The sequence below is a fragment of the Streptomyces sp. NPDC002884 genome (genome assembly GCF_040295245.1).
In the GTDB taxonomy this organism is placed as follows: domain Bacteria; phylum Actinomycetota; class Actinomycetes; order Streptomycetales; family Streptomycetaceae; genus Streptomyces.
On the sequence record NZ_JBEOVB010000017.1, the window covers coordinates 147,212 to 167,337 of the forward strand.

At 72.3% G+C, this 20,126-nt stretch carries 17 protein-coding genes; 12 read left to right on the forward strand and 5 right to left on the reverse strand.

Annotated elements, in window-relative coordinates; all coding sequences use genetic code 11:
• The first annotated feature begins 2 nt into the window (after positions 1-2).
• Positions 3-1,823 carry a hypothetical protein gene (locus ABT070_RS29255; RefSeq protein WP_351764864.1) on the forward strand — a complete coding sequence of 607 codons (1,821 nt, stop codon included), beginning with the start codon at positions 3-5 and terminating at the stop codon, positions 1,821-1,823.
• 115 nt (positions 1,824-1,938) lie between these two features.
• Here the strand turns inward: ABT070_RS29255 and ABT070_RS29260 are convergent, their stop codons facing one another.
• Positions 1,939-2,817 carry a DUF3109 family protein gene (locus ABT070_RS29260; protein WP_451101601.1) on the reverse strand — a complete coding sequence of 293 codons (879 nt, stop codon included), beginning with the start codon at positions 2,815-2,817 and terminating at the stop codon, positions 1,939-1,941.
• A gap of 71 nt (positions 2,818-2,888) precedes the next feature.
• On the opposite strand from ABT070_RS29260, the gene ABT070_RS29265 reads away from it, so the two are divergent.
• From ABT070_RS29265 to ilvD, 4 genes are all read left to right on the forward strand, one after another.
• Positions 2,889-3,821: a Ppx/GppA family phosphatase gene (locus ABT070_RS29265; RefSeq protein ID WP_351764865.1), complete on the forward strand. Its 933-nt coding sequence runs from the start codon at positions 2,889-2,891 to the stop codon at positions 3,819-3,821.
• Positions 3,822-4,026: 205 nt separating this feature from the next.
• Positions 4,027-4,884, forward strand: coding sequence for a sugar phosphate isomerase/epimerase family protein (locus ABT070_RS29270; protein ID WP_351764866.1), 858 nt, complete (start codon positions 4,027-4,029; stop codon positions 4,882-4,884).
• Positions 4,881-5,486: a TetR/AcrR family transcriptional regulator gene (locus tag ABT070_RS29275; protein ID WP_351764867.1), complete on the forward strand. Its 606-nt coding sequence runs from the start codon at positions 4,881-4,883 to the stop codon at positions 5,484-5,486. Before ABT070_RS29270 ends, ABT070_RS29275 begins: the two co-directional genes overlap by 4 nt.
• Before the next feature lie 157 nt (positions 5,487-5,643).
• Positions 5,644-7,497, forward strand: coding sequence for a dihydroxy-acid dehydratase (ilvD, locus tag ABT070_RS29280; protein ID WP_351764868.1), 1,854 nt, complete (start codon positions 5,644-5,646; stop codon positions 7,495-7,497).
• Between the two features lie 91 nt (positions 7,498-7,588).
• Here ilvD and ABT070_RS29285 read toward each other — a convergent pair whose 3' ends face one another.
• Positions 7,589-9,748, reverse strand: a complete 2,160-nt coding sequence (locus ABT070_RS29285) for a serine/threonine-protein kinase (RefSeq protein WP_351764869.1) — start codon at positions 9,746-9,748, stop codon at positions 7,589-7,591.
• A gap of 182 nt (positions 9,749-9,930) precedes the next feature.
• Between ABT070_RS29285 and ABT070_RS29290 the strand changes: the two genes are divergently transcribed.
• The 3 genes from ABT070_RS29290 (at position 9,931) to ABT070_RS29300 (ending at position 12,166) form a co-directional block, all read left to right on the forward strand.
• A complete protein-coding gene (locus tag ABT070_RS29290; protein WP_351764870.1) occupies positions 9,931-10,254 on the forward strand; it encodes an SH3 domain-containing protein in 324 nt (107 codons plus the stop codon).
• 385 nt (positions 10,255-10,639) lie between these two features.
• Positions 10,640-11,224 (forward strand): EamA/RhaT family transporter, encoded by a 585-nt coding sequence (locus ABT070_RS29295; protein ID WP_351764871.1) that lies wholly within the window; start codon positions 10,640-10,642, stop codon positions 11,222-11,224.
• Between the two features lie 153 nt (positions 11,225-11,377).
• The gene (locus ABT070_RS29300) at positions 11,378-12,166 is read left to right on the forward strand and encodes a class I SAM-dependent methyltransferase (protein ID WP_351764872.1); all 789 of its coding nucleotides are present in this window, start codon (positions 11,378-11,380) and stop codon (positions 12,164-12,166) included.
• Here ABT070_RS29300 and ABT070_RS29305 read toward each other — a convergent pair.
• A complete protein-coding gene (locus ABT070_RS29305; protein WP_351764886.1) occupies positions 12,130-13,518 on the reverse strand; it encodes a SulP family inorganic anion transporter in 1,389 nt (462 codons plus the stop codon). The genes ABT070_RS29300 and ABT070_RS29305 overlap by 37 nt on opposite strands.
• Before the next feature lie 552 nt (positions 13,519-14,070).
• On the opposite strand from ABT070_RS29305, the gene ABT070_RS29310 reads away from it, so the two are divergent.
• The 3 genes from ABT070_RS29310 to proC all read left to right on the forward strand — a co-directional run bounded on the left by ABT070_RS29310 (position 14,071) and on the right by proC (position 16,818).
• Positions 14,071-14,946 (forward strand): ABC transporter ATP-binding protein, encoded by an 876-nt coding sequence (locus tag ABT070_RS29310; protein WP_351764873.1) that lies wholly within the window; start codon positions 14,071-14,073, stop codon positions 14,944-14,946.
• A complete protein-coding gene (locus ABT070_RS29315; protein ID WP_351764874.1) occupies positions 14,943-15,749 on the forward strand; it encodes an ABC transporter permease in 807 nt (268 codons plus the stop codon). The genes ABT070_RS29310 and ABT070_RS29315 overlap by 4 nt, the downstream gene beginning before the upstream one ends.
• Before the next feature lie 256 nt (positions 15,750-16,005).
• Complete coding sequence (gene proC / locus ABT070_RS29320; protein WP_351764875.1) at positions 16,006-16,818, forward strand: pyrroline-5-carboxylate reductase; 813 nt, start codon at positions 16,006-16,008, stop codon at positions 16,816-16,818.
• A 14-nt stretch (positions 16,819-16,832) separates the two neighbouring features.
• Here the strand turns inward: proC and ABT070_RS29325 are convergent, their stop codons facing one another.
• Entirely contained in the window at positions 16,833-17,420 is a 588-nt protein-coding gene (locus ABT070_RS29325; protein ID WP_351764876.1) for a cysteine hydrolase family protein, read from the reverse strand.
• A gap of 102 nt (positions 17,421-17,522) precedes the next feature.
• On the opposite strand from ABT070_RS29325, the gene ABT070_RS29330 reads away from it, so the two are divergent.
• Entirely contained in the window at positions 17,523-18,503 is a 981-nt protein-coding gene (locus ABT070_RS29330; RefSeq protein WP_351764887.1) for a GlxA family transcriptional regulator, read from the forward strand.
• Here ABT070_RS29330 and trpS read toward each other — a convergent pair.
• Positions 18,431-19,468 carry a tryptophan--tRNA ligase gene (trpS, locus tag ABT070_RS29335; protein WP_351764877.1) on the reverse strand — a complete coding sequence of 346 codons (1,038 nt, stop codon included), beginning with the start codon at positions 19,466-19,468 and terminating at the stop codon, positions 18,431-18,433. The two genes, ABT070_RS29330 and trpS, sit on opposite strands and share 73 nt — an antisense overlap.
• Positions 19,469-20,126 lie beyond the last annotated feature (658 nt).

Here is a 20,126-nt window from a genome sequence, read left to right on the forward strand (position 1 = left end):
TGATGAGCAGCAGCCCGGAAACCTCGACCCGCACGACCGGCGCACACCGGGCGCACCGGGAGGTGCGCGACGGCGCTCCGGCGCGCACGCTCGCGCAGCGGCCCCCCGCGCGCTACGAGCCCTACCTGGACGGCCTGTTCACCTACTGCCTGTCCGTCCTGTGCGACCACGAGTCGGCCACCGCCGCCCTCGGTGACGTCCTCGCCTTCGCGGAACGGCGTGGCCAGCGTGGTCCCGACGCGGCGGGCGACCGCCGGGCCTGGCTGTACGCGCTGGCCCGCTGGGCGTGCCTGCGCAGGCTCACCGAGGCCAAGCAGAGACGTCAGGGCACACAGAGGCGTCAGGGCGTGCAGAAACGTCAGGGCACGCACGCCGCGGCCCGTAACGGCGCTCGCGGGCAGCCGGCCGCGAAGCAGGCGACGGCCGCGGGCGCCACGACCGCCCCGAGCACCCCGAGCGCCATGTCGTCGGCGGGCCTGCCCGCTTCCGACGAGGCCACGGAGCAGCGGCGACGTGAGCTGACCCAGCTCGCCTGGCCCGAGGCCGCCGGCACCACCCCGGAACAGCGCGAGGCGCTCGAACTCGCCGTACGCCACCACCTCGCCCCCCACGAGGTCGCCGCCGTCCTCGGCAAGGACCTGGCCGCCGCCCGCGAACTGCTCGCCTCCGCCGCCTGCGAGGTCGAGCGCACGCGCGCGGCGCTCGCCGTCGTCGAGACCGGCGGCTGTCCCGGTGTGGCCCGTCTCACCGGCGAGAACCAGCTGGTGCTCAGCGCCGCCCTGCGCCGCGAACTCGTCCGGCACGTCGACGACTGCCCGCGCTGCCGCAGGGCCGCCGAACGCGCCGTCCCCGGCCGCTGGCCCGGCGCCGGTGTCACCCCCGCCGAGCTGCCCGTCCTGGCGGCGCCCCGCGCGGAGCTGCACATGGCCATGACCCACCTCCCGCGCGCGCGGGGCGCCGCCGTACCCCGCTACGACCGGCGGGGCTTCCCGATGGACCCCAAGGACCGGGCCGCCCGCCGGGAGCGGCTCCGCGCGCGTGCCGTCACCACGACCGTCGTCGCCACGGTCGTCGCCGCTCCGGTGCTCGCCCTGTGGGCGGCCTACCGGGGCACACCGACGGGGGAGGGGGTCGAGGGCCGCTCGGCCAGCGCCAGTGAGGCGCAGGGTCCCGACAGCCTCGACGGCGAGACGGTCGGCGGCTACGAGAACGCGGGAAACGCCAGCACCCGCCCCGGCACCGGTCTCCCCAAGGGCGACGGACCGGATGTCTCCGTGGAGGTCGTGAGCGTCACCGGACTCGGCCGGAGCGCCGCCGGGAAGCTCTCGGTGACGGCCGCCAACAGCGGCGACACCACCCTCATCACCCTCACCGCGGCGGCCGACGGCGACGGGCCGGTCCGCTGGTCGGCCACCACGGCGGCCTCCTGGCTCTATCTGAGCCGTTCCACGGACACGCTGAAGCCCGGCGAGTCGGTGACGGTCAAGGTGTACGTCGATCATCTGCGCGAGCCCTCCGGGCGGTGGCACGCGCGCGTGGCCGTCGCTCCGGCGGGCGCCGTCGTCTCCATCGAGGGCTACGGCACCGCACCCGGCCCCTCGGATCCCGGCAACGGCCCCGGCCCGGGCGGCCCCGGCGGTCAGCCTCCGTCGTCCGACCCGGAACCGACGCCCACGGCGCCGTCCTCCCCGGACCCCACCCCGAGCGATCCGCCGCCCTCCGCCGACCCGGAGCCCACGGAGGGCGACCCGTCCCCGAGCGACTCGGAGGACTCGACTTCGCCGTCCGACGACAGCGACTCCTCGATCCCGGAGTCGTCGTAGGGGTCCGCCGTGGGCGTCACGGGCCGCACGGGCCGCACGGGTCGGGCCCCGGAGGTCCACCGGGGCCGAGGAGCCCGGGCCGGCGGCTCGTGCGGCCCGCCAGCCCGGCGGCCCGTCAGCCGGTCGGGCGTGCCGGGTCCGCCGGGTGCGGCGCCAGCAGCGGGAGCTGCGAGGCGAGGCGCTGTTCGCACAGCTCGACCAGGCGGTCGTAGCCGGCCTTGCCCATCAGCTCGGTCAGCTCCGGGCGGTAGGAGACGTACACCGGGTCGCCCGCACCGTGTGCCGAGGTCGCGGACGTGCACCACCAGTGCAGGTCGTGGCCGCCCGGACCCCAGCCGCGGCGGTCGTACTCACCGATCGACACCTGGAGCACGCGCGTGTCGTCCGGCCGGTCGATCCAGTCGTACGTCCGGCGCACCGGGAGCTGCCAGCAGACGTCCGGCTTGGTCTCCAGCGGCTCGCGGCCCTCCTTGAGGGCCAGGATGTGCAGCGAGCAGCCGGCGCCGCCCGCGAAACCGGGGCGGTTCTGGAAGATGCACGAGCCGTTGAACGGGCGGGTCTGGCGGGAGCCCTCGTCGTCCTCCGAGACCCAGCCGTCCCGGACGCCCTCGTCGTGGTGCTGCCAGATGTCCGGCGTGAGCCGCGCCACATGTCCGGCGACGCGCTTCTCGTCGTCCTCGTCGGAGAAGTGGGCGCCCAGGGTGCAGCAGCCGTCGGCCGCGCGGCCCGGCTGGATGCCCTGGCAGCCGCTGCCGAAGATGCAGTTCCAGCGAGAGGTCAGCCAGGTGAGGTCGCACCGGAAGACCTGTTCGTCGTCCGCCGGGTCGGGGAACTCCACCCACGCGCGCGCGAAGTCCAGACCCTTCTCGTCCGCGGCAAGCGCCTCCGCCGCCGCTGCCTGGGCCTTGTTCGACTTCTTCGGTGGCTTCACCGGCTTCGCCCGCGAAGAACCGTCGGTCGATTTGTCGGTCTTCGCCTTGTTCGTCTTTGGCACTCGTCCAGGGTAAGTCGCCGGGAGCCGCTTCGGGGACGGCCGGGGGTGCTGTGGGCAGTAGCGTTCCCTACATGAGACTCGGTGTCCTCGACGTGGGATCGAACACGGTGCATCTGCTGGTGGTGGACGCACACCCGGGCGCGTGCCCCCTGCCCGCGCACTCGCACAAGGTGGAACTGCGCCTTGCCCAACTCCTCGACGAGGACGGGGCGATCGGCCCGGAGGGCGTCGACAAACTGATCGCCGTGGTCCAGGAGGCGCTCCAGGCCGCCGAGGACAAGGGCGTGGAGGACCTGCTGCCGTTCGCGACCTCCGCCGTGCGCGAGGCCAGCAACGCCGACGACGTCCTCGCGCGCGTGCAGGCCGAGACCGGCGTCGAGCTCCAGGTCCTCACCGGCGCCGAGGAGGCCCGGCTCACCTTCCTGGCCGCCCGCCGCTGGTTCGGCTGGTCGGCCGGAAAGCTGCTGGTCCTGGACATCGGCGGCGGCTCACTGGAGATCGCCTACGGCATCGACGAGGAGCCCGACGCGGCCGTCTCGCTGCCGCTCGGCGCCGGCCGGCTCACCGCGGGCTGGCTGCCCGGCGACCCGCCCGACCCCGAGGACATACGAGCGCTGCGCCGCCACGCCCGCGCGCAGATCGCCCGCACGGTCGGGGAGTTCAAGCGCTTCGGCACCCCCGATCACGTCGTCGCCACGTCGAAGACGTTCAAGCAGCTCGCCCGCATCGCAGGCGCCGCCCGCTCCGTCGACGGCCCGTACGCCCAGCGGCAGCTCAAGCGCGAGTCGCTCGAAGCCTGGGTGCCCCGCCTGGCGGGCATGACGACCGCCCAGCGGGCGGAGCTCCCGGGCGTCTCCGAGGGCCGCGCCAACCAGCTCCTCGCGGGCGCGCTGGTCGCGGAGGGGGCGATGGACCTCTTCGGCGTGGAGGACCTGGAGATCTGCCCCTGGGCGCTCAGGGAGGGCGTCATCCTGCGCAAACTCGATCACCTGGCGTCGGAGTGACGGGCCTGCGGCGCGCACGGCCGTGACCTGGCCGCCTCCGCCGTGCGGCCGTGACCTGGCCGCCTCCGCCGTGCGGCCGTGACCTGGCCGCCTCCGCCGCGCGGGTGTGAGCCACCGGGCCGTGCGCGCACCCGCCCGTGGCGAACACCACAACGGCGGCCGGGGGCCCGGCACCCGGGTGACCGCACCCCGTAACCTGTCCCCCATGGCAGAGCCAGTCGTGCGGATCCCGGATGCGAAGGTCGCCCTGTCGACGGCCTCGGTCTACCCGGAGTCGACGGCGACGGCCTTCGAGATCGCCGCGCGCCTCGGATACGACGGCGTCGAGGTCATGGTCTGGAACGACCCCGTCAGCCAGGACATAGACGCGCTGCGCAGACTCAGCGACTACCACCGCATCCCGATCCTCGCCGTCCACGCCCCCTGCCTGCTCATCACGCAGCGGGTCTGGTCGACCGACCCGTGGACCAAGCTCCAGCGGGCCCGCTCGGCGGCGGAGAAGCTCGGCGCGAGCGCGGTCGTCGTCCACCCGCCGTTCCGCTGGCAGCGCCAGTACGCGCGGGACTTCGTCACGGGCATCTGGCGGATGGCGGACGAGACGGACGTACGGTTCGCCGTCGAGAACATGTACCCGTGGCGCTACCGCGACCGCGAGATGCTCGCGTACGCGCCCGACTGGGACGTCACGAAGGACGACTACCGGCACTTCACGATCGATCTCAGCCACGCCTCCACGGCCCGCGCGGACGCGATGCAGATGATCGACCGCATGGGCGACCGCCTGGGCCACGTCCACCTGGCCGACGGAAACGGTTCGGCCAAGGACGAGCACCTGGTCCCGGGCCGCGGCGCCCAGCCCTGCGCCGAGCTGCTGGAACGGCTCGCGCTGACCGGCTTCGACGGGCATGTCGTCATCGAGGTCAACACGCGGCGCGCGATGTCGAGCGCCGAACGTGAGGCCGACCTGGCGGAGGCGCTGGCCTTCACGCGCCTGCACCTGGCCTCCGCGTCCTCGACGGCGCAGTCTCCCCCGTCCCCCGCGGCGAAGGTGCCCCGCCGATGACCGGCGTCACCGCCCGTAAACGCGGCCGCCCCCCTCGTACGGAGTCGGCGGACACCCGTGACCGCATCCTGACGGCCGCCCGCGAGGAGTTCTCCGAGCGGGGCTACGACAAGACGTCCGTACGCGGTATCGCGAAGGCCGCCGGTGTGGACCCTGCGCTGGTGCACCACTACTTCGGCACCAAGGAGCAGATCTTCGAGGCGGCCATCGAGGTCGCCTTCGCGCCCGCGCTGGGAGCCCCGGAAGCGGTCGCCGACGGCCCGCTGGACCAGGTCGGCGAGCGGCTCGCCCGCTTCGTCTTCGGCGTCTGGGAGAACCCCACGACCCGTAAGCCCCTGCTGGCGATCGTGCGCTCGGCCGTGAACAACGACACCGCGGCCGCCGTCTTCCGCCGCCTGGTCGCCTCCCTGGTGCTGCGCCGGATCGCCGGCCGGCTCGACCTGCCGGACGCCGAGCTGCGCGCCGAACTGGCGGCCGCGCAGCTGGTGGGCTGCGCGATGCTGCGGTACGTGATCAAGGTGGAGCCGCTGGCCTCGGCGGACCTGGAGCTGATCATCGCGCGCGTGGCGCCGGTCGTACAGGGGCATCTGACCGGGCCGTGAGACGCGGCGCGGGAGGGTGGGACGCCGCCCCGGTCGTCCCAGGAGGGTGAGACGTTCGTCCCGGTATACGGACACCGTGTCCGACCCCTGGATGACCGGCGTACGCTCGTTAGCAGTCAGAAGTCTCTGATCGCAGTCTCTGAAGGAGCGAGCGACGATGCCCGAGCTGAGGTCCCGCACAGTCACCCACGGCCGCAACATGGCGGGCGCCCGCGCCCTTATGCGCGCCTCCGGTGTACCCGGTGCGGACATCGGCCGGAAGCCGATCATCGCGGTGGCGAACAGCTTCACCGAGTTCGTGCCCGGACACACCCACCTCCAGCCGGTCGGCCGGATCGTCAGCGAGGCGATCACCGCGGCCGGCGGCATCCCGCGCGAGTTCAACACGATCGCCGTCGACGACGGCATCGCGATGGGCCACGGCGGCATGCTCTACAGCCTGCCCTCCCGCGACCTGATCGCGGACAGCGTGGAGTACATGGTCGAGGCGCACTGCGCCGACGCCCTGATCTGCATCTCCAACTGCGACAAGATCACCCCGGGCATGCTGAACGCGGCCCTGCGCCTGAACATCCCCACGGTCTTCGTCTCCGGCGGCCCGATGGAGTCCGGCCGCGCCACCCTCGTCGACGGCACCGTCCGCACGCTCGACCTGGTCGACGCGATCTCCGACGCCGTGAACGACAAGATCTCGGACGAGGACATCCTCCGTATCGAGGAGAACGCCTGTCCGACCTGCGGCAGCTGTTCCGGCATGTTCACCGCCAACTCGATGAACTGCCTGACCGAGGCCATCGGCCTCTCCCTCCCCGGCAACGGCTCGGTCCTGGCCACCCACACGGCCCGTAAGGCGCTGTACGAGGACGCCGGGCGCACGGTGATGGACATCACCCGCCGCTACTACGAGCAGGACGACGAGACGGTCCTGCCCCGCAACATCGCCACCATCGCGGCCTTCGAGAACGCGATGGCCCTCGACATCGCGATGGGCGGCTCGACCAACACGATCCTCCACCTCCTCGCCGCCGCCCAGGAAGCGGGCGTCCCGTTCGGCCTGGAGGAGATCAACGAGGTCTCGCGCCGCGTGCCCTGCCTGGCGAAGGTCGCGCCGAACGTGGCGAAGGACCGCACGTACTACATGGAGGACGTGCACCGCGCCGGCGGCATCCCCGCCCTGCTCGGCGAGCTGCACCGCGCGGGCCTGCTCAACGAGGACGTGTTCTCGGTACACAGCCCGTCCCTGGCGGACTGGCTGAAGACCTGGGACGTCCGCGGCGGATCCCCCTCGCCCGTGGCGCTCGAACTGTGGCACGCGGCTCCCGGCTGCGTCCGCTCCGCCGAGGCGTTCTCCCAGTCCGAGCGCTGGGAGGCGCTGGACGTGGACGCCGAGGGCGGCTGCATCCGCTCCGCCGAGCACGCCTACAGCAAGGACGGCGGTCTCGCGGTCCTGCGCGGCAACATCGCCGTCGACGGCTGCGTGGTCAAGACGGCAGGCGTCGACGAGTCGATCTGGACCTTCGAGGGCCCGGCCGTCGTCTGCGAGTCGCAGGAGGAGGCCGTCGAGAAGATCCTCAACAAGCAGGTGACGCACGGCGACGTCGTCGTCATCCGCTACGAGGGTCCCAAGGGCGGCCCGGGCATGCAGGAGATGCTCTACCCGACGTCCTTCCTCAAGGGCCGCGGGCTCGGCAAGACCTGCGCCCTGATCACCGACGGCCGCTTCTCCGGCGGCACCTCGGGCCTGTCGATCGGCCACGCCTCGCCCGAGGCGGCCTCCGGCGGCACCATCGCCCTCGTCGAGGACGGCGACCGCATCCGCATCGACATCCCGAACCGCACGATCGAGCTCCTCGTCGACGACGCCGAGCTGGCCCGGCGCGAGGCGGCCCTCGGCGGCGTCTACGCCCCGAAGAACCGCGAGCGCAAGGTGTCCGCCGCCTTGCGGGCCTACGCCGCTATGGCGACGAGCGCCGACAAGGGCGCGGTGCGGGACGTGTCGAAGCTGGGCTGACACCACCGGACGCCCGGGCAGTCACCGCCGGGCAGCCGGAGCGCTGACGCGAGGGCCGTCTCCGTAGTACGGAGGCGGCCCTCGGCGCGTCTCACCAGTTCGCCGGGTCCCGTCCGTCCGCCGCGAAGACCGTTCCGTCGGGGGCCCCGGCGTAGACATGGCCGTCGACCGCCTCGGGCGCGGGCAGCGTGGCCACCACCTCGTCGGAGTTGGCGCCGAGCCGCAGTGCCGTCTGCCCCACGAGCTTGCCCTTCTCGGCGTCCACGGCGAGGAGCCGTCCGTCGGCCGCGCTGAAGTAGACGTGCTCACCGTCGGCGGCGGGCACCGAACCCCGGCTCACCGCCGTCTGGAGCGACCACACCTGCTTGTCGAGGCCCGTGTCGACGGCGACGAGCGATCCGTCGAAGGCCAGCAGGTAGACCCGGTCGCCCTGCACGGTGGCCTGCGCCTCCTGGAGCGCGACGCGCAGCTTCACCCGCAGCGACTCCTTGTCCCGCGGGGAGTAGCGGACCACGGCGTCGACCGTGCCGTAGTCGTCGCCCTGGGACAGCAGGACGAGGCTGCCGTCGGCGGTGCCCACCAGACGCAGCGCGCCGTCGAGCCGCTCGTCCCAGCGCACCTGCCCGGTCGCGGGATCCACGGCCGTGATCCGGGTGCGCCCGTCGTCCGACGTGCTCGACGCGTACGCCAGCGGATCCTTCGGGAACGCCGTGAAGTACGGCTCGCTCAGCCCGGGAACGCGCCGGCTCCACACCGACTTCCCCGTCGCGGCGTCGACCCCGGTCACCGTGTCGTCGGCCGCGGTCAGCAGCACGGTGCCGCCGACGGTCCGGACACCCGGGAAGTCCGACAGGTCGCGCTGCCAGCGGGTGGCGCCCGACGCCGGGTCGAGCGCCTCCATCCGCTTGCCCGAGTGGGTGATCACCTGAGCCAGCCCGCCCGCGAGCACCGGCGCCTGGCTCGGCCCGTCGTCGTCGGTGAGGACGTGCCGCCACAACACCCGCCCGTCGGACGCGTCCAGCGCCGACACCAGCCCCGACTGGACACAGATCAGCCGCCGGGTGTCGTACGCGCACTGGGGCATGCCGCCCGTGCCCGCGCCGGTACCCGCACCGGTGCTGCTCTTCGCCGGCCGCGTGCTCCAGGGCGTGAAGGCCGGCGACGCGGACCGCGAGCCGCCCGCGTCGCCCCGTGCGTCGCGGCCCGGGTCTTCCGCGCCGGGCATCTGCGTGGCGAGGACCGCACCGCCCGAGAGGACGACGACGAGCGCGCCGACGGCCAGGGCCACCCGCCCACGCCGGCTGCGCGGCCGCACCTCCGCCCGGGCCGACGCACGCTCGGGCTCCTCCGACCCCTTCGGCCCGTCCCCGGCCGTCTCCTCCAGCGCCCGCTGTGACGGTATGAACGCCTGCGTGTCGTACGAGGCCGCCACCGACCGCAGTTCCCGCATCAACTCGTCCGGCGTGGGCCGGTCCTCGGGCTCCTTGGCCAGGCAACGCACCACCAGCGGCGCGAGGTTCCCCGGAACGCCGGTCAGATCAGGCTCGTCGTGCACGACCTGGTAGGCGACGACGTACGGGCTGTCGGAGTCGAACGGCCCGCGTCCCGTCGCCGCGTGCACCATCACCGACCCGAGCGCGAAGATGTCGGCGGCCGGCCCCACCTCCCGCGGCCGCCGGAACTGCTCCGGCGCCATGAACGGTGGCGTACCGATCAACTTGCCGGTCTCCGTGCGCAGTTCGCTGTCCTTCGGCCGGGAGATACCGAAGTCGATGACCTTCGGCCCGTCCTCGGCCAGCAGGACGTTGCTCGGCTTCAGATCGCGGTGCACGACCCCGACCCGATGGATGTCCCGCAGCGCCTCCGCGAGCCCGGCCATCAGCCGCCGCAACTCGCCCGAGCGCATGGGCCCGTTCCGCTTCACCTGCTCGGCGAGCGTCGGACCGGGAATGAACAGGGTGGCCATCCAAGGCCGTTCGGCCTCCGGATCGGCGTCGACGACGGGCGCGGTGAAAGCCCCGCTCACCCGTCGAGCGGCGGCAACCTCCTGGTGGAAACGGCCTCTGAACTCGGGATCCCGGGCGAACTGGGCATGGACGACCTTCACCGCGACCTTCATCCCGGAGGTGCTCCGGGCCAGGTGCACCACACCCATGCCACCGGAGCCCAGGCGCTCCTCCAGGCGGTAGTGACCGGCGTACTCCGGAAGTTCCGCTTCCGCGCCTGCCCCGGTGTTGCGCTGTGGCGTCATGGACCACCCCCGTGCTGTTCAACCGGCGCGCGCGACGCACGGAGCCTAGTCGATGACTCGTACGGCACCGAGGCGGCTTGCTAGCCTCCGTGTGCGAATCCTGTACATGTGTTTCATTGCGTGTTTTAGGGGAATCAACGTGACCCCATGGCAGTCATGGGGTTCGACGGGGGAGGTTTTTCATGTCTGTTGACCGTGTGGAAGAGGTCGCGAGCGGCGAGACGGCGGAGGCGGTCACGACGGCCGCGGCGGCGTCCCTCACCTACTACCCGGTCGCCCCGGGCGTCCGGCTGAACGTCCGCAGCGGCCCCGGTACGAGCTACCCGGTCGTCAAGGTCCTGGCCGAGGGCGCGAAGGTCCCGATCTTCTGCCAGACCCCGGGCACCTCGGTGACCGGCCCGTACGGCACGACGAACATCTGGGACAACATCGCCGACGGCCAGTTCGTCTCGGACGCGTACGTCCGGACCGGCAGCGACGGCTACGTCGCCGCCCACTGCGCCTGACACCGATCCGGACCCGGACACTGTGCCTGACACCGACCCGGACCCGGGCACTGTGCCTGACACCGACCCGGAGCTGGGCGCTGACCCGGACACCGACCCGGACCCGGCGCTGATCCGGACCGGGCGCTGACCCGGACACCGACCCGGACCCGGCGCTGATCCGGACCGGGCGCTGATCCGGACACCGATCCGGAGCCGGACCGGGGCGTGGATCCCGACACCGATCCGGAGCCGGACTCGATCGCCGGTATGAGGCCGCGACCTCGGACCGGCTGTGGACCGGCTCTGGACCGGCGGCCTGCGGCATGCGTTTCGGAACGGCCTTCGACCGGCCTGGGAACGACCCACCCGGGAGCCCGCCGCCGCCCGGAGCCATAATCGTCCCGTGAGCGACGAAAACGGCACCCCGGACACCTCGGCCGGCTCCCGGGACACCTCGGCCGGCGCGACGGGCATCCCCACCGGCACCCCCGCCGGCCGGTCGGGAAGCCCCGCCGGCGCCGGTCCCCGCCCGGAGCCCCTCCGCTTCTTCGGCACCACCTGGGTGGACCACGACCCCGGTCACCGGGGCTACGCGGCCCGCCGCACCGCCGCCGCCGTCGGCTCGCTGGCCGCCGTCGCCGTCTCCTGCCTCGTCCTCCGCTTCGCCTACGAGGGCATCGCGATCGCCGACCTGGGCGGCTTCGTGACGGTCCTGGTCGTCGTGATGTTCGCGGTCTGCACCGCGCTCGCCTTCCGCCAGACCTGGGAAGGCTTCGCCAAGCGTCCCGACCCCGACCGTCAGGCTTCCCTGCGCGGTCTGCTGGCCGTCGGCTTCGTCGGCTCGCTGCTCGCGTACTTCTTCCGCACCCTCACCGAGGCGCCCGGCGAGAAGCTCCACCGCGAGGAGTACGAGACGGCTCGCGACCAGTACGAACGCCGCTCCACCCGCCGCACCGGCAACCCGTCGAAGAAGCGCCGCCGCGGCTGACCCCGTCACCGGGACCTGGTGTCGCCGGGCAAGGCACGAGGCGGGTGGGAGGACCGACCTGTCGGCGCAAGGACCGACCTGTCGGCGCGGCCGACCCCGCCCACAGACCCGGCCCCGTTCCCCTTCTCACCCTCCTCCGTTCACCATGGCCCCATGACGGCCTCCTCCCACACCCCCTCCCACACCCCCTCGCACACCACCCGAGCCCACTCCTTCAACTCCGCCGCGGCCCAGTACGCCGCCAACCGGCCCTCCTACCCGACCGCGCTCCTCGACACCATCGAGGACCTCGCCGGCCGCCCCCTCACCGGCGCACGGGTCGCGGACATCGGGGCCGGCACCGGCATAGCGACCGCCCTGCTGCACACCCGAGGCGCCGACGTCATCGCCGTGGAGCCCGGGGACGGCATGGCCGCACAGTTCCGCCGGACCCTGCCCGGCGTGCCGATCGTCCGGGGCGACGGCAACCACCTCCCGCTGGCCACCGCCTCCCTCGACTTCCTCACCTACGCCCAGTCCTGGCACTGGACCGACCCGGCCCGCTCGGTCCCGGAGGCCCTGCGCGTCCTGCGCCCGGGCGGCGCGCTGGCGCTGTGGTGGAACACCGACGCCCTCGACGTGCCCTGGCTCGCGGAGGCGGCCCGGCGCGTCGACCGGTACTTCGGGGAGAGCACCCCCGCGAACACCAGGAACGTGAACGCCCGGGTCGTCGACCCCACCGGCCGCCTCGGACTGATCCGTCGTGAGGTCCGCTGGAGCCGCCGCGTCCCTGTCGACACGCACCTGGCCAACCTCGGCAGCCACTCGCTGTTCCTCGTCCACGGCGAGGAGGCGAGCACCGCCTTCCTCGCGGAGGAACGCGACCACCTGATGCGGGCCTTCCCTGACGGACTCGTCGAAGAGGTCTACGACGTCATCCTGCTGTTCGCGACCAGAGCCTGACCGCGCGCGGCGGCCCACCCGTCCAGGGCCGCCGCACACGCGTGATCCACGTGCCGCAGCCCGCCCAACTCCAGCCGTACCGCGCGGTCGTGCGGCAGCGCGTCCAACGCGTCCAGCAGCTTCGGCAGCCGCAGGAACGTCGCGTGTCCCAGCACCCGTACGACGAGCCCGGCGTCTTCCCGGTCCTCCGTCTCGATGTGCACATGGCTGATCTCCCACGCCGTCTTCGCCACGGCCAGCGCCAGCCCGACCAACACCCCCTGGAACAGGTTCCCCGCCACGATCGCCACCGCCGTGACCCCGAGCACGACAGCCTCCGCGCGCTGCCCGTGCCACAGCTTCCGTGCCTCCCGCCAGGGCACCAGCCTGCAGCCGACGTACACGAGCAGCCCGGCCGGCGCCGCGACCGGAACGGTTCCCAGCACGCCGGGCAGCGCGGCCGCGAACAGCAGCAGCCACACCCCGTGCAGCACCCGCGAGGCCTTGGTCCGCGCCCCCGTCCGCGCCCTCTCGGAGACGGCACCCCCGGCTCCCGCGGACGCGCTCCGCACGATGAAGGTCGTCATCGGCAGCGCGCCCAGCACCCCGCAGACGGCGTTGCCCGCGCCCTGTGTCATCAACTCCCGGTCGTAGTCCGTCCCCCGTCCGTCGGGCAGCCGGTCCACCGCCGCGGCGCCGAACAGCGACTCCGCCGACGCGATCAGCGCGAACGCCACTACGGTCCCGATCACCCCCACTTCCGTCAGCCGTCCGAGATCCGCCGCCTCCGGCACCCGTACGGCATTCCACAGCCCCTGCACCTGGACCCGCCGCACATCCAGGTCGAACACCCATGTCACGCACGCCGCCGACGCCACCGCGACCAACGGCGCCGGAACCAGCCGCGCACCGCGCCGCCACCGCCCCCACAGCAGCAACACGACCATGGTGGCACCGCCCACTGACAACGCCACTGGATCCACCCGCCCGGGCAGCGACACCAACCCGGTGAGCCGGTCGAGCCCGCCCGCCGGAGCGGCCGCGTCCCCGAGGGCGTACAGCTGCCCGGTGACCAGCACCAGCCCGATCCCGGCGAGCATCCCGTGCACGACGGCCGCCGACACGGCCCGGAACCACCGCCCCAGCCGGAGCGCGCCGAGCCCGAGCTGCACCAGTCCGGCGGCGAACACGAGCACGCCGAGCGCCGCCGGGCCGTACCGCTGCACGGCCTCGTGGACGAGCACGGTCAGCCCGGCCGCCGGCCCGCTCACCTGAAGGCTGCCGCCGGGCAGCGCCCCGACGACCAGCCCGCCGACGATGCCGGTGATCAGCCCCAGCTCGGCGGGCACACCGGAGGCCACGGCGATGCCCATACAGAGGGGGAGCGCGACGAGAAACACGAGGAAGGAAGCGAACAGATCAGCCTTGCGGACACCACGGAGCGACACAGCGGCACCTCCAGGAGGAAACGGGAGATGCGTGGGCGCGCCGCACCGGGGGAGGGCACGGCGACGAAGCTGCGCGGACCGGAGCGAGAGCGATGGCGACGCTCCAGCAGCGCATGAATTCCATTGTCAGTTGAAACGCCCGGCCGGACGGGAGGTTCCTGTGGCGGCCTGGTGAACACGAAAGCGAAGGAACCGGAACATCCGCTTCCAACACCACCCCCCTGCGCCCGCGCCACCCCCGTGTACCCGCACCACCCCCCTGCGCCGAGGCCACCCCCACGTACCCGCACCACCCCCTGCGCCCGAGCCACCACCCCTGCGCCTGAGTCATCCCCACACGCCCGCGCCACCCCACACCCCTGCACCGCCACCCCACACCCCCGCACCGCCACTCCACACGCACGCCGATGCCCCCACCCGTCGGCGCCACTTGGCGCCACTTGACGCCTCCGCGCACCCCGGAGCATTATTCATCGCATGATGAATTTTAACCCGGACTCCCGCCCACCGGGCGAGGACACAACCCTGGCCCCACCCGCTGTCGTGCCCGCAGTGCCCGCCGCGCCCGCCGTACGGGCCGAGAACCTGACCGTCGTGCGAGGCCCCCGCACGGTCCTGCGCACCCTCGACTTCACCGTCCCCCGCGGCCAGATCACCGGCCTGCTGGGCCCCTCCGGCTGCGGCAAGTCGACCCTCATGCGCTCGATCGTCGGCACGCAGGACAAGGTCACCGGCACCCTCGACGTCCTCGGCCGCCCCGCGGGCCACCCCACGCTCCGCACCCGCATCGGCTACGTCACCCAGGCCCCCTCCGTCTACGACGACCTGACGATCCGCCAGAATCTCGACTACTTCGCCGCGATCCTCGACCCGGGCCGAGCGGCAGCGGACCGCCGCCACGAGAACGTCACCCGGGCCATCGCCGACGTGGACCTCACCACCCACGCCGACGCCCTCGCCGGCAACCTCTCAGGCGGCCAGCGCAACCGTGTCTCCCTGGCCGTGGCGCTGCTGGGCACCCCGGAGCTCCTGGTCCTCGACGAACCGACCGTCGGCCTGGACCCGGTCCTGCGCCGCGACCTGTGGAACCTCTTCCACGACATCGCCGCCACCCGGGGCGCGACCCTCCTCATCTCCTCGCACGTCATGGACGAGGCCGAGCGCTGCCACCGCCTGCTCCTGATGCGCGAGGGCGAGATCCTCGCCGACGCCACCCCCGAGGCCCTGCGCACCCGCACCGGCGCCGACACGGTCGAGTCGGCCTTCCTGCACCTGGTGGACGCGGCGACAGAGGCAGCCCGCACGAAGGAGACCCGCACGGCGGAGACCCGCACGAAGGAGACAACCCGATGACCACGGCATCACCCACCACCACCGCCACCACCGCCGCTCCGGCCCCCGCACCCACCACCAGCGCCCTGAGCCTCTCCCGCACCACCGCCACCGCGGCCAGGGTCCTGCGCCAACTGCGCCACGACCCGCGCACCATCGCGCTGCTGGTCCTCATTCCCTGCGTGATGCTGTTCCTGCTCCGCTACGTCTTCGACGGCAGCCCGCGCACCTTCGACAACATCGGCGCGTCCCTCCTGGGCATCTTCCCGCTGATCACGATGTTCCTGGTGACCTCCATCGCCACCCTGCGCGAACGGACCTCGGGCACCCTCGAACGCCTCCTCGCCATGCCCCTCGGCAAAGGCGACCTGATCGCCGGCTACGCCCTCGCCTTCGGCATCCTCGCGATCATCCAGTCGGCCCTGGCCACCGGCCTGGCGGTCTGGTTCCTCGACCTGGACGTCACGGGCAGCCCCTGGCTCCTCCTCCTGGTCGCCCTCCTCGACGCCCTCCTCGGCACCGCCCTCGGCCTCTTCGTCTCGGCCTTCGCGGCCTCGGAGTTCCAGGCGGTCCAGTTCATGCCGGCGGTGATCTTCCCGCAACTGCTCCTCTGTGGCCTCTTCGCCCCGCGCGACACCATGCACCCCGCGCTGGAAGCCGTCTCCGACGTCCTCCCCATGTCCTACGCGGTCGACGGCATGAACGAGGTCCTCACCCACACCGACATGACGGCCACCTTCGTACGGGACGTCCTCATCGTCGGCGGCTGCGCCCTTCTGGTCCTCTGCCTGGGCGCGGCGACCCTCCGACGCCGCACAGCGTGACCGTCCAGCCCCTCCAGCCCCTCCAGCCCGTCGGGCGTTCGAGGACGAGGCCGTTCAGGCCGAAAGGAGATCTGGGGGCACGGCTCCCGGGGACAGGGACAGGGACGGGAACGGAGACGGGAACGGGAACGGGAAGGAGCGGCGGGGGCGAGGAAACCGCCGTCCGCCCACCGGACACCCACCCCCGTCCCCCCACCCCGGTGCGAGGATGATCCCGGACGACGGACGACGCACACCTCCGGAGGACCCCCCAGCCATGACCCAGAAAGTCGCAGTCCTCGGCACCGGCAAGATCGGCGAAGCCCTTCTCAGCGGCATGATCCGAGGCGGCTGGGCCCCCGCCGACCTCCTCGTCACCGCCCGCCGCCCGGAACGGGCCGAAGAACTCCGCACCCGCCACGGAGTCACGCCGGTCACCAACGCCGAGGCCGCCAAGCACGCGGACACCCTGATCCTCACGGTCAAACCGCAGGACATGGGCGCCCTCCTCGACGAGCTCGCCCCGCACGTCCCGGCCGACCGCCTGGTCATCAGCGGAGCCGCGGGCATCACCACCGCCTCCATCGAGGAGCGCCTCGCCACCGGCACCCCGGTCGTCCGCGTCATGACGAACACCCCCGCCCTCGTCGACGAGGCCATGTCCGTCATCTCCGCCGGCACCCACGCCACCGCCGCCCACCTCGCCCACACCGAGGAGATCTTCGGCGCCGTCGGCAAGACCCTCCGGGTCCCCGAGTCCCAGCAGGACGCCTGCACCGCGCTCTCCGGCTCCGGCCCGGCGTACTTCTTCTATTTGGTCGAGGCCATGACGGACGCCGGCATCCTGCTCGGCCTGCCCCGCGACAAGGCCCACGACCTCATCGTCCAGTCCGCGATCGGCGCCGCGACGATGCTCCGCGACAGCGGCGAACACCCGGTCAAGCTCCGCGAGAACGTCACCTCCCCCGCGGGCACCACCATCAACGCCATCCGCGAACTCGAGAACCACGGCGTACGGGCCGCCCTCATCGCCGCCCTCGAGGCCGCCCGCGACCGCAGCCGCGAACTGGCCTCCGGCAAGAAGGACTGACGTCGCCGGGGCGGTCAGGCACCGGCCGCCCCCACGAGCTCCTCGGTCGTCACCACCCGCGCGAACCCGCCCCCGTGCAGGGACACCGCCGACGCCTGCGCGATCTCGTCCGCACTCCGCCGCCAGCCGAACGGCCCCTCCAGGTCGAACGTGTACGTCGCGTCGTACGCGAACAGCACGTCGTACCCGAGATTGCCGCCCATCCGCGCCGTCGTCTCCGCGCACATGTTGGTCTGGATCCCGGCCACCACGATCTGCGAGACCCCTTCCGCGGTCAGCCAGGCCCCCAGATCCGGCGTCCCGAGAAACGCCGAGTTCACCGTCTTCGTGAGGAACAGCTCGGCCCCGGCGCCCTTCCCCCGCCTCTCCTCCACGTACTCCTTGAACTCGTTCCCCTCGTATCCCAGCCGCAACGGCGACCCCGGCTTCACCGAGTCGTGCCGCACGAACACGACCGGCCGCCCCGTCCCCTGCCATACGTCGATGAGCGCGGCGATGTTGTCATCCGCCCCGGGATTGTTCCGCGCCCCCCAGAAGTCCAGCTCCTCGAAGCCCTTCTGTACATCGACGACCACCAGCGCTGCGTTCTCCGCGATATCCATGCCCTCGATCCTGCCGCCGGGACCGCCCGCGCCCCAGCGGGTCAGAAGACAGCGATCGATGGTTTACTGCCAAGCGTGGACCCTGCGTACCGCGTCGCCCTCATGGCCTTTCCCGGCATCCGCGCCTTCGACGTCTCCGTCATCACCGAGGTCTGGGGCACCGACCGCACCGACCGCGGCGCCCCCGCCTTCGACCTGCGCCGCGTCGCCGTCGACAGCGCCTCCGTCCCGATGCGCGGCGGCCTGGCCCTCGCCCCCGACCGCACCCTCGGCTGGCTCTCCCGAGCCGACCTGATCCTGGTCCCCGGCCTGGACGACCACGTCACCCCCGCACCCGCCCCCGTGCTGGACGCCCTCCGCCGCGCCCACGCCCGCGGCACCACCCTCGCGGCCCTCTGCGGCGGAGCCTTCACCCTCGCCCAGGCGGGCCTCCTCGACGGCCGCCGAGCGATCACCCACTGGGGCCTGATCGACCTCCTCCGCACACACCACCCCCTGGTGAACGTCGTCCCCGACGCCCTCTTCATCGAGGACGACAACATCTGGACCGCCGCCGGCACGGCAGCCGGCATCGACCTCTGCCTCCACCTGGTCCGCCGCTCCCACGGCGCCGAAGCGGCCGCCACCATCGCCCGCTCGATGGTCACCGCGCCCATCCGCACCGGCACCCAGGCCCAGTTCATCGAACACCCCACCCCGCGCGCGGACCGGGACGCCGACACCCTCGCCGCCGTACGCGACCACGCCCTGCGCCACCTGCACGAACCACTCACCGTCGCCGGCCTGGCGGCGCGGGCGGGAATGTCCCCCCGCAGCTTCGCCCGCCACTTCACGGCCGAGACCGGCGCCACCCCCCTGCGCTGGCTCCTCGACCAGCGCATCGCGGCGGCCCAGAAACTCCTCGAACGCACCGACCTCCCCATGCCCGAGGTGGCCCGGCGCTCCGGCTTCGGCAGCGAGGTCACGATGCGCCAGCACTTCGCATCGCGCCTCGCCACCAGCCCACGCGCCTACCGCACCGCGTTCAGCACCCGATCCGTGGCCGGCTCCGGCGCGGGCGGCAGCAACCCGATCGCGCGATAGGCGCTGTCCACGACGGGCCGGGCCATGGCCCGAGCCTTCGCCGCCCCGTCCCGCAGCACCCCCTCCACATGGACGGGATCCGCGCACAGCTCGCTGTGCCTGGCCTGCACCGGCCGCAGCACCTCGACCACCGCGTCGGCCGTGTCCTTCTTCAACGCGCCGTACGAGGCATAGGCACCGGCCAGCGCCTCCGGCTCCCCGCCCGTACACGCGGCGAGGATCTCCAGCAGATTGGCGAGCCCCGGCCGCTCCTCCCGGTCGTACACGACCTCCCGCCCACTGTCGGTGACGGCCCGCATGACCTTCTTGCGCACCACATCGGGCTCGTCGAGCAGATAGACGATCCCCGGCCCGAAGTCGTCGCTCTTGCCCATCTTCGACGTCGGCTCCTGCAGGTTCATCACCCGCGCCGCCACCGCCGGATGCGTGGCCTTCGGCACGACGAACGTGTGCCCGTACCGCTGGTTGAACCGCACCGCCAGATCACGGGTCAGCTCGACGTGCTGGGCCTGGTCGTCGCCCACCGGAACCTCGTCGGCCCCGTAGGCGAGGATGTCCGCCGCCATCAGCACGGGATAGGTGAGCAACGACAGCCGCACACTGCCCCCGCGCGCCCGCTCCCGCCCGGACTTCTCCTTGTACTGGATCATCCGCCGCATCTCGCCGTCCGTGGCCACGCACTCCAGCAGATACGACAACCGCGCGTGCTCGTCCACATGACTCTGCACGAACACGGTGCACAGCTGTGGATCCAGTCCCGCCGCCAGCAGCAGCGTCGCCGCCTGCCGACTGAGCCGGCGCACCCGTGCCGGATCGTGGTCCACGGTCAGCGCGTGCAGATCGACGACACAGAACAGTGAGTCCGCCCGGTGCTGGTCGACCTCGGCCCACTGCCGCAGCGCCCCCAGGTAGTTCCCCAGCGTCAGATGCCCGGTCGGCTTGACCCCGCTGAAGACCCGCTTCATCTCTCCACCTCCTGGTCGAGACCGCCGCTCCGGCCGGCCGACCCCCTGGAACCCTGGAGGGAGAAACGACAACGGCCGCCGAAGCGGCGGCCGTTGAGTGCATACGTGAGCACGGCCGCCGTCAGGCGGCCCACCACAGCTGGGTGCACGTACGCGTAGTCATGTCCGTGAGAGTACGCCTGCGGGGTGTCCGAGGGACATGAGTTGACACACCCCGACCGGCTACGTAGTGTTCTCCGAGTTGTTCGACGTGAGCGCCGACCCCGGTCGGTCCCCGGACAGCCATTCCGTAAGTACCAACCACTTCTCGACGTACAGTCGATTCGTCTGCCGTCGTGTCGTTGGCGTGTGTATTCACGAATGAGGAATCCGTGTTCGAAAGGACGCAGGACCCCGATTGGCTTCGGGGGACGGGAATCCGCTAAAGTCTCACTCGTCGGAACGGCCCAACAGCCGGGAAGACAAACCCCCTCTGACTGGGAATCAGCGCCGAAAGGATCTGATAGAGTCGGAACCGCCGGAAAGGGAAACGCGAAAGCGAGAACCTGGAAAGCACCGAGGAGATCGGGTCGAGAAAAGATCTGATAGAGTCGGAAACGCAAGACCGAAGGGAAGCGCCCGGAGGAAAGCCTGAGAGAGTCTCTCGGGTGAGTACAAA